The organism is Micromonospora sp. SL4-19 (assembly GCF_047921475.1).
GTDB lineage: Bacteria > Actinomycetota > Actinomycetes > Mycobacteriales > Micromonosporaceae > Micromonospora.
In genome coordinates this window covers 97,744-117,654 of the sequence record NZ_JBLROB010000016.1, presented here as the reverse complement: position 1 = coordinate 117,654, position 19,911 = coordinate 97,744, and the positions used below count along the sequence as shown (strand labels likewise).

Genomic DNA, 19,911 nt, shown 5'->3' with positions numbered 1-19,911 from the left:
GTCGGGTCCGGGTTGCGGGACAGGCAGGTGCGGGACCGGTGGCTGGCGGACGGCACGCACGTGCGGTTCGGTGTGTTGGCGAACGCGTGGAAGGAAACCGTCCGCGACGCGATCGGCGACATCGCCGAGAACCGGGAGGCCGCCAAGGTGCAGGTACGGCGGGCCGTCGCCCGGCGCACGAACGAGCCGGCCGAGCTGAAGTGGATGTTCACCGCGCTGAAGACCGACAGGTGGACTGCCGACCCGTTCCTGGCGCGACAGATGCGCCAGCACTGGAAACGCGGCCGCAACCACACGCACGATCAGATCATCGTGCGCGCCGACCAACACAACACCGTGCTCGACGGGCGGGGCCGGTTGTGGCTGTCCGTTCCCGGCCTCGGGCCCCGCCGGATGGTCCGGATCCCGCTGTCCACGACCGTGGCCCCAACCGGCACGGTGCGGTTGATCCTGCGCGGCGGCCGGGTCGAGGTGCATTACCAGATCGACGCGGCGGAGATGCGCTCGCCGCAGCGGCCCTGCGGCGAGGCGACGGTCGGTGTGGACAAGGGCTACAGCGAAGCACTCACCGACTCCGACGGCCAGCCCCACGGCACTCACCTCGGCGAGCTGCTGACCGCCGAGTCAGACCGGCTGAAAGAACGCAACCGGCGTCGGGCGAAGCTGCGCTCGATAGCCAACACCGCCGCCGCACGTGGGGATCACGCGAAGGCGCACCGGATCAAGGTCAACAACCTCGGCACCGTGAAACGGGATCGACATGCGGCCCGGCACCGGGCGCGGGTGCGCACGGAGATCTTCACCGCGGTGCACGAGGTCGTGGACAAGGCCGCCACCGTGATCGCCGAAGACCTCACCAAACGCTTCACCGCCCGAAAGAAGCTTGGCAAGAACATCAACCGGCGTCTCGCCGCGTGGACCAAAGGCGTCACCGCCGAGGCGCTCACAAGCGTGTCGGAGCGCAGAGGTTCTGCGCTCGTTCCCGTCAACGCCGCCTACACCTCACAAACCTGTCACCGCTGCGGCCACTTCGGCCGACGCAGTGGGGACCGGTTTCACTGCACTATGTGCGGGGTGGTGTGGCAGGCCGATGTGAACGCCGCGATCAACATCCTGCACAGGGCAGGCAACCCCGACATCGCCCTGCACACCCCCCAGCAGAAGGTGAAGCAGATCCTGCAGGACCGGACCGATCGCCACCGGACCAGACTGCCGGTCCAGGACTCCAGCCCGGCCAACCACCGGACGGAGAGCGAAACATCCGAACCGCTCAACAACGAGCAACCAGTAGGAAGCAGGAGCGCGATGATCGCCAGCGTGCGCGGCACTGTGACCGCGACCGGTCCGGACCACGCGGTGGTGGAGGTGGGCGGCATCGGCCTGGCGGTGCAGTGCGCTCCCAGCACCCTCGCCGAGCTGCGGGTCGGCCAGCCGGCCCGGCTCGCCACCAGCCTGGTCGTCCGGGAGGACTCGCTCACCCTCTACGGCTTCACCGACGACGACGCCAAGCAGCTGTTCGAGCTGCTCCAGACCGCCAGCGGGGTAGGCCCCCGGCTGGCCCAGGCGGTGCTCGCCGTGCACACCCCGGACGCGGTGCGCAAGGCCATCGCCAACGCCGACACCGCCGCGCTGACCCGGGTGCCCGGCATCGGCAAGAAGGGCGCCGAGCGGCTCGTCCTCGAACTGCGCGACCGGATCGGCCCGGTGCCGGTCGGGCCGGACGGCGCCGCCGGGGTCACCGCGGGCGCCTGGCCCGAGCAGGTGCGCCAGGCCCTGGTCGGGCTCGGCTGGACGGGCGCCCAGGCCGAGCAGGCGGTCGCCGCGGTCGCCGAGACCGTCGACGGGGCGACTCCGCCGGTGCCGGTGCTGCTCAAGCAGGCCATCCGCCTCCTGGGCCGGAACCGATGACGGGGGAGAACCTGGTCTCGGCGTACGTCAACGACGCGGAACTGGACGCGGAGGCCAGCGTCCGGCCGAAGCGGCTCGCCGACTTCATCGCCCAGGATCGCGTGCGGGACCAGCTCGACCTGCTGCTCCAAGGGGCGATGCGGCGCGGCTCCCCGCCCGACCACATCCTGCTGTCGGGCCCGCCGGGCCTGGGCAAGACCAGCCTGGCCAACATCGTGGCGGCCGAGCTGGGTTCGGGGATCCGGGTGACCAGCGGCCCGGCGATCGAGCGGTCCGGTGACCTGGCCGCCATCCTGACCAGCCTCGCCGAGGGCGACGTGCTGTTCATCGACGAGATCCACCGGATCGCCCGGCCGGCCGAGGAGCTGCTCTACAGCGCGATGGAGGACTTCCGGGTCGACGTGGTGGTCGGCAAGGGGCCCGGTGCGACCGCCATTCCGCTCGACGTCGAGCCGTTCACGCTGGTCGGCGCGACGACCCGCTCGGGGCTGCTCACCGGGCCGATGCGGGACCGGTTCGGCTTCGTCGCCCACCTCGACTTCTACGCCCCGGCCGAGCTGGAGGTGCTGCTGCGCCGTTCGGCCCGGATCCTCGGGGTGCCGATCACCGACGAGGGCGCGGCCGAGGTCGCCGGCCGGTCCCGGGGCACCCCGCGGATCGCCAACCGGCTGCTGCGCCGGGTCCGGGACTTCGCCGAGGTCCGGGCCGACGGGGTGGTCACCGTGGAGACCGCCCGGGCCGCCCTCACCGTGTACGACGTCGACGCGCTCGGGCTGGACCGGCTGGACCGGGCGGTGCTCACCGCGCTGGTCGACTCGTTCCGGGGCGGTCCGGTCGGCCTCTCCACGCTTGCCGTGGCGGTGGGGGAGCAGCCGGACACGGTCGAGGAGGTCTGCGAGCCCTTCCTGGTGCGGGCCGGGCTGCTGGCGCGTACGCCCCGGGGTCGGGTGGCCACCGCGCCTGCCTGGCATCACTTGGGGCGTACGCCGCCGAATGGTACATTTGGCACCGATGCCCCTTCGGCGCCGGATCTGTTCTCCGCGCAGCCCGAATAGCCGTGATCCGAACGTGATCTGGGTCGCATTCGGTCTTCCCAGGCCTAGGGATTAGACTTCGCCGCGGTTTGTACAGGACGTGAGAATCCGCCTCCGCTCCGGTGCCCCGCGCCGGTCGGATTGCCAATGGGAAGGTCAACAACCGTGCTTTACGCAGCAGGGAGTGGTGGGGGAGCCGGCGGTCTGACGCCGATCCTCATGATCGCTCTGCTCTTCGGCGTCATGTATTTCATGATGATCCGCCCCCAGCAGAAGCGGCGCCGCGAGGCCGAGCAGATGCAGTCCGCGATCGGCGCGGGTGACGAGGTCGTCACCATCGGCGGGCTCTACGGCACGGTCACCGGCGTGGACGACGAGACCGTTCTGCTGGAGGTTGCCCCGGGCGTGCAGACCAAGTACGCGCGGCCGGCGATCGCCCGGGTGGTCAACAAGGCCGAGCGGCCCGAAGCCGTCGAGACGGTCCCCGAGGACGCGGAGCCCGTCAAGGAGTGACCGCCCGCCCCTGACGGGGCAGCGGATTCACCCCGCACAAGTGGATAGTTGGGTCGGCGCCCGTGCCGACACGCGTGGAATCCCCGCCCGACGCCGTTCGCGTCGCGCTCGGGGAGGGCGTGTCGGCCGGCGCCGGTCCGCAGGAGCCGTCGGGCGGACACCCCCGGCCCGACACCCGTCGCCGCTGCCCAGCGGCGCGACCGTACAGGGAGACAGGACAGCCGTGGCACCACCTCAGGGACAGATGCGCCCCGGACGGCAACTCGCCGTGCTCGGGCTCATCTTCGTCGTCCTCTATCTTTTGGTGTTCTTCTCGGGCGGTGCCAGCGGTGGCTGGAAGGACCGGCTGGAGCCCCGGCTCGGCCTGGACCTGGTCGGCGGCACCCGGCTGACGCTGGAGGCCACCAACACCGTGGACGGCAAGCCCCCGACGGCCGCCAACCTCGAGGAGGCGCGCCAGATCATCGAGAACCGGGTCAACGCCTACGGCGTGGCCGAGGCCGAGGTGGTCACCGAGGGCAACCGGAACATCGTCGTCTCCCTGCCGGGCACGAACCGGGACCTCACCGATGTCGGCAGCGCCGCCGAGCTGCGCTTCCGCAAGGTTCTCAAGGCCACCGACGGCAGCGGTGCCACCGTCGCCCCGGCCCCGAGCGCCAGCGCCACCCCCGACCCGTCGGGCAGCGCCTCGCCGGCCCCGTCCGGCAGCGCGACGCCGAAGCCGTCCGGCAGCGCGACGCCGAAGGCGACGGCCAGTGCCGCTGCCAAGGCCAGCTCGTCGCCGAGCGCCGGAGGGCAGGGCGGCATGGCTCCGGCCCCCAGCGCCAGCGCCAGCGCCAGCGCCAGCGCCAGCGCCGCCGCGCCGACGCCGTCGGCCACGCCGAGCGCCGCCGAGCCGACCACGAGCGCGAGTGCCGAGCCGGTGCCGCAGAGCATCGAGCAGCAGCGCGCGGCCGTCCAGCAGAAGGTCGGCGCGGACGCCTGGGGCGCCGCAACCGGCCTGAAGGCCCCGGCCGACCTCACCGCCGACCCGGCGCTGGCCGAGAAGCTCAAGCCGTTCGGCGCCCTCTCCCCGCAGGAGATCGCGGTGCTGCCGGTCGACATGCAGTTCAACGTCCCGACCATCACCTGCGCCCAGCTCGACACGCGGCCGCCGGCGTCGATCAAGGACGAGAAGCAGCAGGCGGTCGCCTGCGAGTCCGGCGCCAAGTACCTGCTGGACCAGGCGAAGGTGGTCGGCACCGACGTCAAGAACGCGTCCGCCCAGCTCGACCAGGCCAGCGCCTGGGTGGTGAGCCTGAACTTCACCGGCAAGGGCCAGGAGAAGTGGACGGCGCTGACCCGCGAGTCGTTCACCAACGAGGGCCAGGCCTGCGACCAGACCGCGCTCGGTCAGGGCGGCAAGTGCCGGGTCGCCGTGGTGCTGGACAACGAGATCATCTCGTCCCCGGAGATCCAGGGCGTGCTGACCGGTGACTCTCAGATCACCGGCAACTTCGACAGCAAGTCCGCCAACCAGCTGGCCAGCCAGCTGCGCTACGGCGCCCTGCCGGTGACCTTCAACCAGGCGGAGGCGCAGAACGTCACCGCGACCCTGGGCGACAGCCACCTCAAGGCGGGTCTGCTCGCGGCCGGCATCGGCATGCTGCTGGTCATCATCTACTCGTTCTTCTACTACCGGCTGCTCGGCTCGGTCATCTTCCTGAGCCTGGTGCTCTCGGCGGCTCTGGTCTTCGGCGCGCTGGTGGTGCTCGGCCGGTCGATCGGGTTCACCCTCACCCTCGCCGGCATCGCCGGCATGATCGTCTCGCTCGGTGTGGCGGCGGACTCGTTCGTCATCTACTTCGAGCGGCTCAAGGACGAGATCCGGGAGGGGCGCAGCCCACGCAGCGCGGTGCCGCGGGCGTGGATCCGGGCCCGTCGGACGATCATCTCGGCGAACGCGATCACCCTGATGTCCGCCGTGGTGCTCTACATCGTCTCGGTCGGCGCGGTGAAGGGCTTCGCCTTCGCGCTCGGCCTGGCGACCGTCCTCGACCTGCTCGTCGTCTTCCTCTTCCGTCACCCGATCATGACGATGTTCGCCCGGACCCGGGCGTTCCTGTCCCCGCGGGTCAGCGGCCTCGGCCGGGCCCTGCCGGCCCGATCGGCCGAGCAGGCCACCGCTCGCAACCCGCGCGTCAAGGAGGCCTGAGATGGCTAAGACTGGTCTGGCGTCCCGGCTCTACCGGGGCGAGGCCGATCTCAACATCGTCGGCCGGCGCAAGCTGTGGTTCGCCGTCGCCGGTGCGCTGGTGCTGATCGCCGTGCTCAGCTTCGCGATCCAGGGCTTCAAACTCGGCATCGAGTTCGCCGGTGGCAACTCGTTCCAGGTGCCGGCCAGCGTCGGCACCCTGGCCCAGGCCGAGGACAAGGTCAACGCTGCCCTGCTCGCCGAGGGCGGCGGCGCCGAGGTTGTCACCGCGCAGCAGGTCGGCAGCACCAGCGGCCAGTACTACGAGCTGCGGACTCCGCAGCTCAGCGCGGATCAGGCCAGCGCGGTCAAGACCGAGATGGCGAAGTCGTTCGGCATCCAGCCGGACCAGATCAGCGGCAGCCAGGTCTCGGAGGCGTGGGGCAGCCAGGTGACCTCCCGGGCGATGCTCGGTCTGGTGATCTTCATCGCGGTGGTGGCGATCTACCTGATCCTGCGCTTCGAGTGGCGGATGGCGGCCGCGGCGATCGCCTCGCTGGGCATGAACCTGGTCCTCACCGCCGGCATCTACTCGCTGGTCGGCTTCGAGGTCACCCCGTCGACGATCATCGGCTTCCTCACCATCCTGGGCTTCGCGCTCTACGACGTGGTGGTGGTCTTCGACAAGGTCCAGGAGAACACCCGCGGCATCACCGCGAACAACCACCAGACCTACGGCGAGGCGGCCAACCTGGCGCTGAACCAGAGCCTCATGCGGTCGCTGAACACCTCGGTGGTCGCCCTGCTCCCGGTCGGCGGTCTGCTCTTCATCGGTGCCGGCCTGCTCGGTGCCGGCACCCTGAAGGACCTGGGTCTGGTGCTCTTCGTCGGTATGGCGATGGCGTTCCTGACCTCGATCCTGCTGGCCACCCCGCTGCTGGTGCTGCTGAAGAACCAGGACCCGCGGATCAGCGCGCACAACAAGCGGGTGCTGGCCCGCCGGGGTGCCATCGCCCGGGGCGAGGTCACCCCGAAGGGCGCGCCGCGGCCCGCGACGACCGACGACGACCCCATCGACCCGGAGGCGGCGGCCCTCGCCGGCGCCGCGCCGAAGGTGGGTGCCCGACCAGTCGGCAAGCGCCCCACGGGTGCCCGCGGCGGTCGCCCCGGTGGCGGCGGCAACCGGCCGGGTGGCGCCAAGCGCCGCTGACAGGCGCGGAGCGCACCCGGTAGGAATCGACCGGACGGCGTCCGTCATGCTGTGCGAGCAGCATGACGGACGCCGTCGTCGTTTCGAAGGGACATGGGACGTACCGTGACGGAGACCCACACCACCGGGGTACGGGGAGACAGCGGCCCGGAAGTCGCCCAACTGGTCGCCAGTCGGGTGCTGGACGTGCCGGACTTCCCCAAGCCCGGGGTCATGTTCAAGGACCTGATGCCGCTCTTCGCCGACGGTGACGTCTTCCGCGAAGTGATCGACGGGATCGTCGCGTACCACGGGCGGGACACGTTCGACGCGGTTGCCGGCATCGAGGCACGGGGCTTCGTGCTCGCCGCGGCCATCGCGTACGCCACCGGGGTGGGTGTCGTTCCGGTGCGCAAGGCCGGCAAGCTGCCCCGCGCCACGCACACCGCCTCCTACGCGCTGGAGTACGGCGAGGCGACGCTGGAGGTGCACCAGGACGCGTTCACCGCCGGCCACCGGATCCTGGTGGTGGACGACGTGCTCGCCACCGGCGGCACCGCCGAGGCCACCCTCGACCTGGTGGAGCGGGCCGGCGGCACGGTGGCCGGCTTCACCGTTCTGCTCGAGCTGGGTTTCCTCAAGGGGCGGGAGCGACTCGCCCCGCGTCCGGTCCATGCCCTGCTGACCGTTTGATTCCCGGGGCTGGTCGGATCGGCTCGACGAGGTCCGTCCGGCGGAGGGGCGGCGCACCCTGCGTACGGGTAGCATTGCCCTTTGCCGACCGGACGGGTGGCGGGTCGGCGCGGAACAAGGCCGGCCCCCGGGCCGGTTGAACAGAACGTCGGCCGGCCGGCCGACGCATCCCGGCGAGCGGTGAGGAGGCCGGTGTCCCACGATGTCGTCCCTCCGGTGGAGGGCACGGTGCACCCGACAGGCGACGCGGACGGCGCGGTGACCGGGCAGAACGGCAACTCGCCGACCCGGGTGGCCGGCCCCGGCGGCGGACCCGACGCCAGGACGGACGGCGGCGCGTCGTCCGGCGGGGCGGTCGTGGTGCCGCTGCGGGCCGACGGCGCTGGTGAGTCCTCCGTCGGCGGTGGTTTCGCCCTCTCCAACGCCCCGACCGGGCGGCGGGTGCGCGCCCGGCTGGCCCGGTTCAACGCGCCGTGGCAGACCTCGCAGGTCAGCGAGGTGCTGGAGCCGCTGATCGCCACCCACCGGGAGAACCACCCCAAGGCCGACGCCCGACTGCTGCAGCGCGCGTTCGACACCGCCGCCCGCTGGCACTCGGGTCAGTACCGCAAGTCCGGCGACCCGTACATCACCCACCCGCTCGCGGTGGCGACCATCCTGGCCAACCTCGGGATGGACACCACCACCCTGGTCGCGGCGCTGCTGCACGACACGATCGAGGACACCGAGTACACCCTCGACCAGATGCGCGCCGACTTCGGCGGCGAGGTGGCCCTGCTGGTCGACGGCGTCACCAAGCTCGACAAGGTCAAGCTCGGTGACGCGGCCAAGGCCGAGACCATCCGCAAGATGGTGGTCGCCATGGCCAAGGACCCGCGGGTCCTGGTGATCAAGCTCGCGGACCGGCTGCACAACATGCGTACCCTCACCTTCCTGCCCCGCCCCAAGCAGGAGCAGAAGGCCAAGGAGACGCTGGAGATCCTGGCTCCGCTGGCGCACCGCCTGGGTATGAACACCATCAAGTGGGAGCTGGAGGATCTCGCCTTCGGCACCCTCTTCCCGAAGAGGTTCGAGGAGATCAACCGCCTGATCGGGGAGCACCAGCCGCAGCGGGAGGCGCTGCTGCGCCAGGTCACCCAGAAGGTGGGCACCGACCTGAAGGCCGCCAAGATCAAGGCGGAGGTCACCGGGCGGCCGAAGCACCTCTACTCGATCTACCAGAAGATGATCGTGCGGGGCCGCGACTTCAACGACATCTACGACCTGGTCGGGGTGCGGATCCTGGTCGACACGGTGCGGGACTGCTACGCGGCGCTGGGCGTGATCCACGCCAACTGGCAGCCGGTGCCGGGCCGGTTCAAGGACTACATCGCCATGCCCAAGTTCAACATGTACCAGTCGTTGCACACGACGGTCATCGGGCCCACCGGCAAGCCGGTGGAGATGCAGATCCGCACGTACGCGATGCACCGCACCGCCGAGTTCGGCATCGCCGCGCACTGGAAGTACAAGGAGCACAAGGGCGCCCAGATCGTCGGTCCGCCGGCGCACATCGACGAGATGACCTGGCTGCGGCAGCTGCTGGACTGGCAGCGGGAGGCGGCCGACCCGAGCGAGTTCCTCGACGCGCTGCGGTTCGACCTGTCCAGCCAGGAGGTGTACGTCTTCACCCCGAAGGGTGACGTCATCCCGCTGCCGACCGGGTCGACGCCGGTGGACTTCGCGTACGCGGTGCACACCGAGGTCGGGCACAAGTGCATCGGTGCCCGGGTCAACGGCAAGCTGGTGCCGCTGGAGTCGACGCTGTCCAACGGCGACGTGATCGAGATCTTCACGTCGAAGTCCGACACCGCCGGCCCGACCCAGGACTGGCTGGGTTTCGTCAAGAGCCCGCGCGCCCGCACCAAGATCCGCCAGTACTTCAACAAGGAACGGCGCGAGGAGGCGATCGAGGCCGGCAAGGACTCGATCGTCAAGGCGATGCGCAAGCAGGGCATGCCCCTGCAGCGGATGCTCACCTCCGACGCGCTGATGGCGATCGCCCGGGACCTGCACCTCGCGGACGTCGCCTCGCTCTACGCGGCCGTCGGCGACAGCCAGGTCTCCGCGCAGTCGGTGGTGCAGAAGCTGATGGCCGCGTACGGCGGCGAGGAGGGCGCGGCGGAGGACATCGCCGAGACCGCCGTCGCCACCCGGCCGCCGCGCAGCCGGGCCAGCAGCCATGACCCGGGTGTGGTCGTGCGGGGCGTCAGCGACGTCTGGATCAAGCTGGCCCGCTGCTGCACTCCGGTGCCGCCGGACGCCGTCTTCGGCTTCGTCACCCGCTCCGGCGGGGTGAGCGTGCACCGGGACGACTGCGCCAACGCCGAGGACCTCAAGGCGCAGAGCGAGCGGGTGGTCGAGGTGAGCTGGAAGCTCACCTCCGCGTCCACCTTCCTGGTCGCCATCCAGGTGGAGGCCCTCGACCGGCACAAGTTGCTGACCGACGTCACCCGGGTGCTCTCCGACGAGCGGGTCAACATCCTCTCCGCCACCGTCACCACCACCCGGGACCGGGTGGCGGTGAGCCGGTTCAGCTTCGAGATGGCCGACCCGAAGCACCTGGGGCACCTGCTGGCCGCCGTCCGCAAGGTCGACGGCGTCTTCGACGCCTACCGGGTCACCTCGGGGGCCTGAGGCACCGACGGACGAAGCGGCACCGACAACGGAAAAGCGCCCGCCGGCTCAGCCGGCGGGCGCTTTCCTGTGCGTCGTACGGGGTCAGCCGCCCTGGATGTCGCTCATCGCCAGCTTGTTGATGACGATCTCCTTCTTCGGGTGACCGCCGCCGGCCTGCGCGGCGTACGCGCCGTCGTCACCGGCCGCCGCGACCTGCTTCACCAGGTCCATGCCCCCGGTGACCGTGCCCAGCACGGTGTAGTTCGGGTCGAGCTGGGAGTCGCCGTACACGATGAAGAACTGGCTGCCGGTGCTGCTCGGCTGGCCGGAGTTGGCCATCGCGATGATGCCGTCCGGGTACGGCGGGCGCTTGTCGGTCGGCAGGTTCTCCTCGGCCAGGTTGTAGCTCGGGCCGCCGGTGCCGTCGGTGTCCCGCCAGCCCTTGCCGGTCGCGCTCGGGTCGCCGCACTGGAGCACCTGGATCCCCTGGGTGACCAGGCGGTGGCACTTGGTGTTGTCGAAGAAGCCCTTGCTGGCCAGGTGGGTGAAGCTGCCCGCGGTGCAGGGCACCTTGGCGCGGTCGATCTTCGCGGTGATCGGGCCCAGGTTGGTGTCGATCGTCATCGTCTGGGTGCCCTTGTTGTCCTGCTGGTTCGGGGGCAGCCCGACGTCCTTGATCTGCTTGGGGCGCCCCTCGGTGGGGACCTCGTTGTAGACGCACTGCGAGTAGCCCGCGGTGCCGGCGGTGTTCTGCTGCTTGTCGTCGTCACCACCGAGCGAGGTGGCCAGCCACACGGTGCCGGCGACCACGAGCACCAGCACGGCCGCGGCGCCGACGATGGCCTGCGTCTGCCGGCGCTTGCGGGCCTTGGTGGCGCGCTCGCTCATCTCCCGCTCGAGTCGGGCCCGCGCCGCCGCGCGCTGCCGCTCTCTCGTGGACGTCACGGTCACTCCTTACGGTGTTTCTCGGGCGCGGACGTTGCCCGCTGCTGTCAGGGGTGGGGCGGCCGGGGTCAGCTGGCGCTGGTGCTCGCCGCCGGCGCGGCGTTCGGCTCGCCGACGGTGAGGCTCTGGATCACCACGTCCGTCTTCGGCTTGACCTTGGCCCCGCTCCCATTGTCCACGGTCTCGAGGGCACCGATCTTCTCCACCACGTCGAGGCCGCCGGTGACCTTGCCGATGATCGGGTAGGCCGGCGTGTCCGGGTTGAAGTCCTTGAAGAAGATCAGGAACTGGCTGCCGTTGGCGCCCGGCGGGTTGGCGATCATGGCCACGGTGCCCTTGGGGTACGCCGGGGGCTGCGCCGGCGCCGGCGAGGCGGACGGGCTGGGCTCCGGCGCCGTGGGGACGTTCTCGTTGTAGAACGAGTAGGCGGGGCCGCCGATGCCGGTGCCGCTCGGGTCGCCGCAGCGCAGCGCGCCCTCGGCGGTGATCTCGTGGCACTTGGTGTTGTCGTAGAACGACTTGCCGGCCAGGTACGACATGCTCGCCCCCGCGCAGGGCGCCGAGGCGAGATCCAGCTCGGCGGTGATCGGGCCGCCCTGGTCGGTGTTGACCGTCATCGTCCGGGTGCCGGAGGTCGGCAGCTCGGTGGTCTTCGGCGTGCCGACGTCCTTGAGGTTGCTGTTGGCGCTGGCGTCCTGCGGGGTCCAGCTGCAGATGTCCTCGGCGGCCTTCGGCTCCGGCTTCGAGTCGAACGCGCCGAGCGCCCACGCCGAACCGAACCCGATCAGCGCCAGCACCACGAGGGCGCCGATCCCGGCCTGGATCTGCCGGCGCCGCTTCGCGGCGGCGGCCCGCCGGGCGAGCTGCCGGTCGAGCTTGGCCCGCGCCAGTTTGCGCTGCCGGTCCCTGCTGGAAGCCACCAGTGCTCCCCTTCCTCTACCCTGGTCCTCGCCGGCGCTGGGCCCTGTCCGCCCCGTCGTGCGCAGGTGCGCCACGCCACACGCCCGCCAGAGTGTACGGCCACCGGCTGGAAAAGTGGTGTACGAGGTTCGGCTCAAGATTTTTCGGGCGTTCCCGCTGTGCCCCGCGAGGCCCGTGGGACCCGTGGGCCGGCGAAACCCGATGGCCCGGGCGACTAGGCTGCTGACGGGGGACGACGACTCGACGGAAGGGGAGCGGACGTGCTCGTGGCCGGCTTTCCCGCGGACGCCTTCGGCACCAACTGCTACGTGGTGGCGACCGCGCCGGGGGAGCAGTGCGTGGTGGTCGACCCCGGCATCGGGGTGCTGGACCGGCTCGACGCCGTGCTCGCCGAGCACCGACTGCACCCGGCCGCCGTGCTGCTCACCCACGGCCACCTCGACCACACCTTCTCGGTGGCGCCGGTCTGCGGCGCCTGGGGCATCACCGCGTACGTGCACCCGGACGATCGGGAACTGCTGGCCGACCCGGCCAAGGCGCTCTCCATGGACCTCACCCAGCTCTTCGGCGGCCGGCTGCCGTACGCCGAGCCGGACGACGTGGCCGAGCTGACCGACGGCGCCACGCTCCGTCTCGCCGGGTTGGAGATCACCGTCGACCACGCGCCCGGCCATACCGGCGGGTCGGTGCTGTTCCGGATGCCCGGCGCCGGCTCGCCCTGGGAGGCCGAGCAGATCTGTCTCTCCGGTGACGTGCTCTTCGCCGGCTCGATCGGCCGCACCGACCTGCCGGGCGGCAGCATGCCCCGCATGCTCGCCAGTCTCCGGGAGAAGGTCCTCCCGCTGGCCGACGACACCGTCGTCCTGCCCGGCCACGGCCCCACGACCACCATCGGCCGCGAGCGCGCGACCAACCCGTACCTCATCGAGGTGGCGGGGACCGGCGACGCGCGCCCGGCCGCACCCACCCGCGGCCTGTAGTCCCGGCCGCGGCCCACGCCCGCACCGCGCCCTCCGCGCGGCATCCAAGGAGTACGCCATGAGCAAGCCCACGCCCATCTCCGGCTTCCCTGAATGGACGCCCGCCCAGCGGATGATCGAGCAGTTCGTCCTCGACCGGATCCGCGCCACCTTCGAGCTGTACGGCTTCGCCCCCCTGGAGACCCGTTCGGTGGAGCCGCTGGACCAGCTCCTGCGAAAGGGGGAGACCTCGAAGGAGGTCTACGTGCTGCGCCGGCTCCAGGCTGACCCCGGTGGGTCGGCCGGCGACGACGCGCTCGGCCTGCACTTCGACCTCACCGTGCCGTTCGCGCGGTACGTGCTGGAGAACGCCGGCAAGCTCCAGTTCCCGTTCCGCCGCTACCAGATCCAGAAGGTGTGGCGGGGCGAGCGGCCGCAGGAGGGGCGCTACCGCGAGTTCCTCCAGGCTGACATCGACATCGTCGACCGGGACACCCTGCCGACCCACTACGAGGCCGAGATGCCGCTCGTGATCGGCGACGCGCTGCGCTCGCTGCCGATCCCGCCGGTCCGGATCCAGGTGAACAACCGCAAGATCTGCGAGGGGTTCTACCGGGGCATCGGGCTGACCGACCCGGAGGCGGCGCTGCGCGCGATCGACAAGCTCGACAAGATCGGCCCGACCCGGGTGGCCGAGTTGCTGGCGGAGACCGCCGGGGCGAGCGAGGCGCAGGCCAAGGCATGCCTGGCGCTGGCCGAGATCTCCGCGCCGGACGCCTCTTTCGCCGACGCGGTGCGCGCCCTCGGGGTGAGCGACCCGCTGCTGGACGAGGGCATCGCGGAGCTGGTCTCGGTGGTGGAGACCGCCGCCGCGCACTCGCCCGGCCTCTGCGTCGCCGACCTGCGTATCGCCCGCGGCCTGGACTACTACACCGGCACCGTCTACGAGACGCAGATGATCGGCTACGAGCGGTTCGGCTCGGTCTGCTCGGGCGGTCGGTACGACAACCTGGCCAGCTCCGGCACGGTCCGGTTCCCCGGCGTGGGCATCTCCATCGGGGTGACCCGGCTGCTCGGCCTGCTCTTCGGCACCGAGGCGCTGTCGGTCTCCCGTAGCGTGCCGACCTGCGTGCTCGTCGCGGTCACCACCGAGGACGAGCGGCCGGCGAGCAACAAAATCGCCGATGCGCTGCGCTCCCGGGGCATCCCCACCGAGGTGTCCCCGAGCGCGGCCAAGTTCGGCAAGCAGATCCGGTACGCCGAGCGGCGTGGCATCCCGTACGTCTGGTTCCCCGCGGCCGAGGGCGACGAGGTGAAGGACATCCGCTCGGGCGAGCAGGTGGCCGCCGCAGCCGGCGAGTGGACCCCGGCTCGGGTGGACCTGAAGCCGCTGGTCGGCCCCGCGTCGACTGGCGCCTGACGAGGATTCGACCTACGGTAGCGTAACTTACGCCACCGTAGGGAGAACCTTGTGACCGTGCTCAGCCAGACCGCCCTGCTTCTCGAACTCGAGCCCGTGGTCGAGAAGAACCTCGACCGGCACCTGTCGCTGGCCAGGGAATGGTTTCCGCACGAGTACGTGCCGTGGAGCGAGGGGCGTACCTTCGCCGGCCCGCTCGGCGGCGAACCCTGGTCGGAGGCGGACTCGACGCTGCCCGAGGTGGCCCGCACCGCGCTGATCGTCAACCTGCTCACCGAGGACAACCTGCCCTCGTACCACCACGAGATCGCCACCCTCTTCGGGCGGGACGGGGCGTGGGGCACCTGGGTGCACCGGTGGACGGCCGAGGAGGGGCGGCACGGCACCGCGATCCGCGACTACCTCTCGGTGACCCGGGCGGTCGACCCGGTGGCGCTGGAGCGGGCCCGGATGACCCACATGTCGGCCGGCTACCACAACACCCACGGCGACGAGGTGCTGCATTCGCTGGCGTACGTCTCGTTCCAGGAGCTGGCCACCCGGATCTCGCACCGCAACACCGGCCGGGCCACCGGCGACCCGACCTGCGAGGCGCTGCTGGCCCGGGTGGCGGCCGACGAGAACCTGCACATGGTCTTCTACCGCAACCTGCTCGGCGCGGCCTTCGAGCTGGCCCCGAGCCAGGCCATGCGCGCGGTCGCCGACGTGCTGGCCGACTTCCAGATGCCGGGCGTCGGCATCGAGGGCTTCGCGCGCAAGTCGGTGGCCATCGCGCTGGCCGGCATCTACGACCTGCGCCAGCACCGTGACGAGGTGGTCGTGCCCGTGCTGCGCCAGTGGAACGTCTTCGACGTGGCCGGCCTGGACTCCGACGGCGAGGCCGCCCGCGACCAGATCGCCGCCCACCTCGACGACCTGGAACGGCAGGCGGCCCGCTTCGAGGAGAAGCGCGCCGCCCGCGCCGCCCGCCTCACCGTCGCCCGCTGACCTCTCCCCGCCCGCCACCCCGGTTCCCCGGCCCCCACCCGCCTGGGCGCGCGTCGCCTCGATGAGGGTGCGGTTTCCGGGAAAGAGTGCCTGATCCGCGCGCCATGGCCACACTTTCCGGGAAGCGTGGCCATGGCGGGGTGCGGGGCGAGCGGCGCGGGTGGAGGCGCCCAGCAGGGTCAGGCGGGGGCGTCGAGGGGGAACAGGAGGCAGCTCGAGGTCGCGTGCGCGATGAGGCGGCCGCCGGTGTCCGTCAGGCGGGCCTCGGCCAGGGCGGTGCGACGGCCGCGTTGGAGCACCGTGCCCTCGCAGCGGAGCGGGCCGCTGGCGACCGTCACCGGACGCAGGAACTTCACGTTCAGGTCCAGCGAGGTGTAGCCGACGCCGGCCGGCAGGGTGGTGTGCACCGCGCAGGCGGCGGCGGTGTCGAGCAGCGTGGAGATCACGCCGCCGTGCACCGTGCCGAGTGGGTTGTAGTGGAACTCCTGCGGCACCAGCTCGACGGCGACGCGACCCTCGTCGGCCTCCATCCGGGCCATGTCGATCAGGTGCATGATCGGCGGCGCGGCCAGCTCCCCGGCGATCATGGCGCGCAGCAGCTCCAGGCCGCTGCGCCGGCCGATGTGCGCCGCCCCGGCCGCCGGGTCGGACCAGGAGAAGGTGCGGCTGCGCTCCTGCGTCTGTGTCATGGACTCAGCCTCGCAGCGCATTGCTGAGTCTGTCAATCAGACCTAGCCTGGTCGCCATGAGACCCGCGGCACTGGACTGGTCGGTGGAGAACTGCACCATCGCGCGCGCCATGGAGATCCTCGGCGAGCGGTGGACCCTGGTCGTGCTCCGCGAGGTCTTCAACGGCATACGCCGGTTCGACGACATGCGGGTGCGTACCGGTGTCCCCCGACAGGTGCTCACCAACCGGCTCGCCCTGCTGGTCGAGCAGGGCGTGCTGCGCCGGGAGCCCTACCGGGAGCCGGGCAGCCGGGTGCGGCACGAGTACCGGCTCACCGACAAGGGGCTCGACCTGTGGCCGGTGCTGGTGGCGGTGCTCGGCTGGGGTGACCGCTACCTGGCCGACCCGGACGGCTCGCCGCTGGCGGTCGTCCACCGTGACTGCGGCGCCGAGGTCCGGGTCGCGCTGCGCTGCGCCGGGGGGCACGAGGTGACCGAATCGCGTGACGTGCTGCCGCGGCCGGGTCCGGGGGCGCGCCGCCGGGTCTGAGGCGCGACTCCGGCGTGCCGGGTCGGACGGCCGTCCGGGTGTCGGGCGGGGGGAGGAGTGTCCACGTTGTCGCATCGCGGTGACCGGTGACGGCGGGGTCGATTCGGGCAGAGGGATCCCTTGCTTAGGATCTTAAATATGTGAATACTTTGGTGCCTCGGCCGATTTTCCCCAGGTCGGCCGGGTCGTCCCTGGGCGCGCGTCCGCATGACGGCGCCCGTCCCCCCTCCCTGGAGGTTGTTACATGCGACCCACGAGGTCCTCGCTGCGCCGGGCCGCCGCCATCGCCGTGGCCGGCACCCTGGTCACCGGCTCGCTGCTCGGCGCACCCGCCCAGGCGGCCCCTGCCTCGCCCGCATCCCCCGACGCCGCGGCCACCCTGGTGGCCAAGCTCGGCGATCGCGCCGCCGGCGCGTACGCCGACCGCAGCGGCAAGATGGTCGTCGCGGTGACCGACGCCGCAGCCGCGCGCCAGGTCCGCGCCGCCGGCGCCACCCCGAAGCTCGTCACCCGGGGCGCCGACAAGCTCAACGCGGCCACCGCCGAGCTGGAGCGGTCCGCCAAGATCCCGGGCACCGCCTGGTGGGTCGACCCGGCCACCAACCAGGTCGTGGTCTCCGTCGACAGCACCGTGACCGGCGCCAAGCTGGAGCGGGTCAGGGCCGCCGCCGCCCGCACCGGCGGGACGGTCCGGATCGAGGCCGAGGCCGGCGTGCTGAGCACCCGCATCTCCGGCGGACAGGCGATCTACGCCGCCGGCGGTGGCCGCTGCTCGCTCGGCTTCAACGTCCGCAGCAGCTCGGGCACCACCTACTTCCTGACCGCCGGCCACTGCACCAACATCGCCTCGACCTGGTACTCGAACTCCGGCCAGACCAGCGTCCTGGGCACCCGGGCGGGCACCAGCTTCCCGGGCAACGACTACGGCATCGTCCGGCACAGCAACGCCGCCAACGCGACCGGCAACGTCTACCTCTGGAACGGCACCTACCGGGACGTCACCGGCGCCGCCAACGCGTACGTCGGCATGAGCGTGACGCGCTCCGGCAGCACCACCGGCCTGTGGGGCGGCAGCGTCCAGGCGCTGAACGCCACGGTCAACTACGCCGAGGGCAGCGTCTCCGGCCTGATCCGCACCAACGTCTGCGCCGAGCCCGGCGACAGCGGCGGCTCGCTGTTCAGCGGCAGCAGCGCGGTCGGCCTGACCTCCGGCGGCAGCGGCAACTGCCGCACCGGCGGCACCACCTACTTCCAGCCGGTCACCGAGCCGATGAGCGTCTACGGCGTCAGCATCATCTGACCGAACCTGCGTGAACGGGCCGCCGGACCACCGGCGGCCCGTTCCCGTGCCGGCCCGACGGCGATCACCACCAGGTTGCCGGGTGGTGCGGGACACGCTCCGCCAAGCTGACAGAATGCGGGTGCAGACCGTTCAGCGATGAGGAGACGCAAGTCGTGATCCGTACCCATGACGCCGGCAGCCTGCGCGCGACGGACGCCGGCACCACGGTGACGCTCGCCGGGTGGGTGGCCCGCCGGCGCGACCACGGCGGTGTCATCTTCGTCGACCTGCGCGACGGCTCGGGCGTGGTCCAGGTGGTCTTCCGTGAGGAGGACGCGCACGCGCTGCGCAACGAGTTCTGCGTGCGGGTCACCGGCGAGGTGACCCGGCGCCCCGAGGGCAACGAGAACCCGGACCTGCCCACCGGCGAGGTCGAGGTCACCGCGAGCGAGCTGACGGTGCTCTCCGAGGCGGCGCCGCTGCCGCTGCCGGTGGACGACCAGGTCGAGGCCGGCGACGACATCCGGCTCAAGTACCGCTACCTGGACCTGCGCCGCAGCGGCCCGGCGAAGGCGATGCGGCTGCGCTCGCGGGCCAACCAGCTCGCCCGGAAGGTGCTGCACGAGCGGGACTTCCTGGAGATCGAGACCCCCACCCTGACCCGCTCCACTCCGGAGGGTGCCCGCGACTTCCTGGTCCCGGTCCGGCTCCAGCCGGGCAGCTGGTACGCCCTGCCGCAGTCGCCGCAGTTGTTCAAGCAGCTGCTCATGGTCGGCGGCATGGAGCGCTACTACCAGATCGCCCGCTGCTACCGGGACGAGGACTTCCGCGCCGACCGGCAGCCGGAGTTCACCCAGCTCGACATCGAGATGTCCTTCGTCACCGAGGACGACGTGATCGACCTCGGCGAGGCGATCGTCTCGGCCCTCTGGTCCGACCTGGCCGGATACGAGATCCCCCGGCCGATCCCGCGGATCACCTGGCACGACGCGATGTCCCGGTACGGCTCGGACAAGCCGGACCTGCGTTACGGCGTCGAGCTGACCGAGCTCACCGACTACCTGCGCGGCACCGAGTTCCGGGTGTTCGCCGCCGCGATCGACGCGGGCGGCTACGTCGGCGCGGTCGTGATGCCGGGTGGCGCGTCGCAGAGCCGCAAGGAACTGGACGGCTGGCAGGACTGGGCCAAGGCGCGCGGCGCCCGGGGCCTGGCGTACGTGGTGCTCGACGCGGAGACCGGTGAGGCGCGTGGCCCGGTGGCCAAGAACCTCTCCGAGGCGCACCTGGCCGGCCTGGCCGACGCGGTCGGCGCCAAGCCGGGCGACGCCATCTTCTTCGCCGCCAGCACCAACACCCGCGAGGCGCAGGAGCTGCTCGGCGCGGCCCGGATCGAGATCGCCAAGCGGGCCAACCTGGTCGACGAGAGCGCCTGGGCGTTCTGCTGGGTGGTCGACGCGCCGATGTTCGAGAAGACGGACGAGGGCGGCTGGACGGCGGTGCACCACCCGTTCACCTCGCCGAACTCGGAGTGGGTCGACCGGTTCGAGGAGGCACCGGACCGGGCCCTGGCCTACGCGTACGACATCGTCTGCAACGGCAACGAGATCGGCGGCGGCTCGATCCGTATCCACCGCGGCGACGTGCAGCAGCGGGTCTTCGACCTCCTCGGCATCACGGCCGAGGAGGCGCAGGACAAGTTCGGCTTCCTGCTGGAGGCGTTCAAGTACGGCGCGCCGCCGCACGGCGGCATCGCGTTCGGCTGGGACCGGGTCTGCATGCTGCTCGCCGGTGCGGACTCGATCCGCGAGGTCATCGCCTTCCCGAAGACCCGCGGCGGCTTCGACCCGCTGACCAGCGCGCCGACGCCGATCACCGCGCAGCAGCGGGCCGAGGCGGGCGTCGACGCCAAGCCGAAGGCCCCTGCCGCCCCGCACGCCGGCACCGCCGGCCCGGCCGCGCCGGTGGCCGACCCGACCTGAGCCGTCCCCACCTGGCCCGGAGGTCTCCGTC

The 19,911-nt window shown here is 71.5% G+C and carries 16 protein-coding genes and 1 pseudogene; 14 read left to right on the top strand and 3 right to left on the bottom strand.

Annotated elements, in window-relative coordinates; genetic code table 11:
• Positions 1–204: 204 nt before the first annotated feature.
• The 8 genes and pseudogenes from ACNAVT_RS20005 to ACNAVT_RS19970 form a co-directional block, all read left to right on the top strand.
• Positions 205–1,110 (top strand): annotated as a pseudogene (locus ACNAVT_RS20005) (RNA-guided endonuclease InsQ/TnpB family protein); the annotation flags it as partial.
• 195 nt (positions 1,111–1,305) lie between these two features.
• Complete coding sequence (gene ruvA / locus ACNAVT_RS20000) at positions 1,306–1,908, top strand: Holliday junction branch migration protein RuvA (RefSeq protein ID WP_416298392.1); 603 nt, start codon at positions 1,306–1,308, stop codon at positions 1,906–1,908.
• Entirely contained in the window at positions 1,905–2,963 is a 1,059-nt protein-coding gene (gene ruvB / locus ACNAVT_RS19995) for a Holliday junction branch migration DNA helicase RuvB (RefSeq protein WP_416298372.1), read from the top strand. The genes ruvA and ruvB overlap by 4 nt, the downstream gene beginning before the upstream one ends.
• Before the next feature lie 144 nt (positions 2,964–3,107).
• Positions 3,108–3,455 carry a preprotein translocase subunit YajC gene (gene yajC / locus ACNAVT_RS19990; RefSeq protein WP_416298370.1) on the top strand — a complete coding sequence of 116 codons (348 nt, stop codon included), beginning with the start codon at positions 3,108–3,110 and terminating at the stop codon, positions 3,453–3,455.
• A gap of 223 nt (positions 3,456–3,678) precedes the next feature.
• Positions 3,679–5,649, top strand: coding sequence for a protein translocase subunit SecD (gene secD / locus ACNAVT_RS19985; protein WP_416298368.1), 1,971 nt, complete (start codon positions 3,679–3,681; stop codon positions 5,647–5,649).
• 1 nt (position 5,650) lies between these two features.
• A complete protein-coding gene (gene secF / locus ACNAVT_RS19980; protein WP_416298366.1) occupies positions 5,651–6,838 on the top strand; it encodes a protein translocase subunit SecF in 1,188 nt (395 codons plus the stop codon).
• A gap of 105 nt (positions 6,839–6,943) precedes the next feature.
• Positions 6,944–7,510, top strand: a complete 567-nt coding sequence (locus tag ACNAVT_RS19975) for an adenine phosphoribosyltransferase (RefSeq protein ID WP_416298365.1) — start codon at positions 6,944–6,946, stop codon at positions 7,508–7,510.
• Between the two features lie 192 nt (positions 7,511–7,702).
• The gene (locus ACNAVT_RS19970) at positions 7,703–10,186 is read left to right on the top strand and encodes a RelA/SpoT family protein (RefSeq protein WP_416298363.1); all 2,484 of its coding nucleotides are present in this window, start codon (positions 7,703–7,705) and stop codon (positions 10,184–10,186) included.
• A gap of 84 nt (positions 10,187–10,270) precedes the next feature.
• Here ACNAVT_RS19970 and ACNAVT_RS19965 read toward each other — a convergent pair whose 3' ends face one another.
• Positions 10,271–11,113, bottom strand: a complete 843-nt coding sequence (locus ACNAVT_RS19965) for a peptidylprolyl isomerase (RefSeq protein ID WP_416298361.1) — start codon at positions 11,111–11,113, stop codon at positions 10,271–10,273.
• 68 nt (positions 11,114–11,181) lie between these two features.
• Positions 11,182–12,033, bottom strand: a complete 852-nt coding sequence (locus ACNAVT_RS19960; protein WP_416298359.1) for a peptidylprolyl isomerase — start codon at positions 12,031–12,033, stop codon at positions 11,182–11,184.
• A gap of 261 nt (positions 12,034–12,294) precedes the next feature.
• Here ACNAVT_RS19960 and ACNAVT_RS19955 point away from each other — a divergent pair, with 261 nt between their 5' ends.
• Genes ACNAVT_RS19955 through ACNAVT_RS19945 form a run of 3 tightly spaced genes read left to right on the top strand, consistent with a single transcriptional unit; the run spans position 12,295 to position 15,400 of the window.
• Positions 12,295–13,014: an MBL fold metallo-hydrolase gene (locus ACNAVT_RS19955; RefSeq protein ID WP_416298358.1), complete on the top strand. Its 720-nt coding sequence runs from the start codon at positions 12,295–12,297 to the stop codon at positions 13,012–13,014.
• Between the two features lie 58 nt (positions 13,015–13,072).
• Entirely contained in the window at positions 13,073–14,413 is a 1,341-nt protein-coding gene (gene hisS, locus ACNAVT_RS19950) for a histidine--tRNA ligase (protein ID WP_416298356.1), read from the top strand.
• Between the two features lie 51 nt (positions 14,414–14,464).
• The gene (locus ACNAVT_RS19945; RefSeq protein WP_416298354.1) at positions 14,465–15,400 is read left to right on the top strand and encodes an acyl-ACP desaturase; all 936 of its coding nucleotides are present in this window, start codon (positions 14,465–14,467) and stop codon (positions 15,398–15,400) included.
• 179 nt (positions 15,401–15,579) lie between these two features.
• On the opposite strand, the gene ACNAVT_RS19940 is transcribed toward ACNAVT_RS19945, so the two are convergent.
• Positions 15,580–16,089 (bottom strand): PaaI family thioesterase, encoded by a 510-nt coding sequence (locus ACNAVT_RS19940; protein ID WP_416298352.1) that lies wholly within the window; start codon positions 16,087–16,089, stop codon positions 15,580–15,582.
• A 56-nt stretch (positions 16,090–16,145) separates the two neighbouring features.
• On the opposite strand from ACNAVT_RS19940, the gene ACNAVT_RS19935 reads away from it, so the two are divergent.
• The 3 genes from ACNAVT_RS19935 (at position 16,146) to aspS (ending at position 19,880) form a co-directional block, all read left to right on the top strand.
• Positions 16,146–16,619, top strand: coding sequence for a winged helix-turn-helix transcriptional regulator (locus ACNAVT_RS19935; RefSeq protein WP_416298350.1), 474 nt, complete (start codon positions 16,146–16,148; stop codon positions 16,617–16,619).
• Between the two features lie 244 nt (positions 16,620–16,863).
• Entirely contained in the window at positions 16,864–17,919 is a 1,056-nt protein-coding gene (locus ACNAVT_RS19930) for a S1 family peptidase (protein ID WP_416298349.1), read from the top strand.
• Positions 17,920–18,074: 155 nt separating this feature from the next.
• Positions 18,075–19,880 carry an aspartate--tRNA ligase gene (gene aspS, locus ACNAVT_RS19925; RefSeq protein ID WP_416298347.1) on the top strand — a complete coding sequence of 602 codons (1,806 nt, stop codon included), beginning with the start codon at positions 18,075–18,077 and terminating at the stop codon, positions 19,878–19,880.
• Positions 19,881–19,911 lie beyond the last annotated feature (31 nt).

Coding starts and splice junctions, on each gene's coding strand:
- ruvA (WP_416298392.1), top strand. CDS start 1,306: ATGATCGCCAGCGTGCGCGGCACTGTGACCGCGACCGGTCCGGACCAC.
- ruvB (WP_416298372.1), top strand. CDS start 1,905: ATGACGGGGGAGAACCTGGTCTCGGCGTACGTCAACGACGCGGAACTG.
- secF (WP_416298366.1), top strand. CDS start 5,651: ATGGCTAAGACTGGTCTGGCGTCCCGGCTCTACCGGGGCGAGGCCGAT.
- hisS (WP_416298356.1), top strand. CDS start 13,073: ATGAGCAAGCCCACGCCCATCTCCGGCTTCCCTGAATGGACGCCCGCC.
- ACNAVT_RS19940 (WP_416298352.1), bottom strand. CDS start 16,089: ATGACACAGACGCAGGAGCGCAGCCGCACCTTCTCCTGGTCCGACCCG.
- ACNAVT_RS19935 (WP_416298350.1), top strand. CDS start 16,146: ATGAGACCCGCGGCACTGGACTGGTCGGTGGAGAACTGCACCATCGCG.
- ACNAVT_RS19930 (WP_416298349.1), top strand. CDS start 16,864: ATGCGACCCACGAGGTCCTCGCTGCGCCGGGCCGCCGCCATCGCCGTG.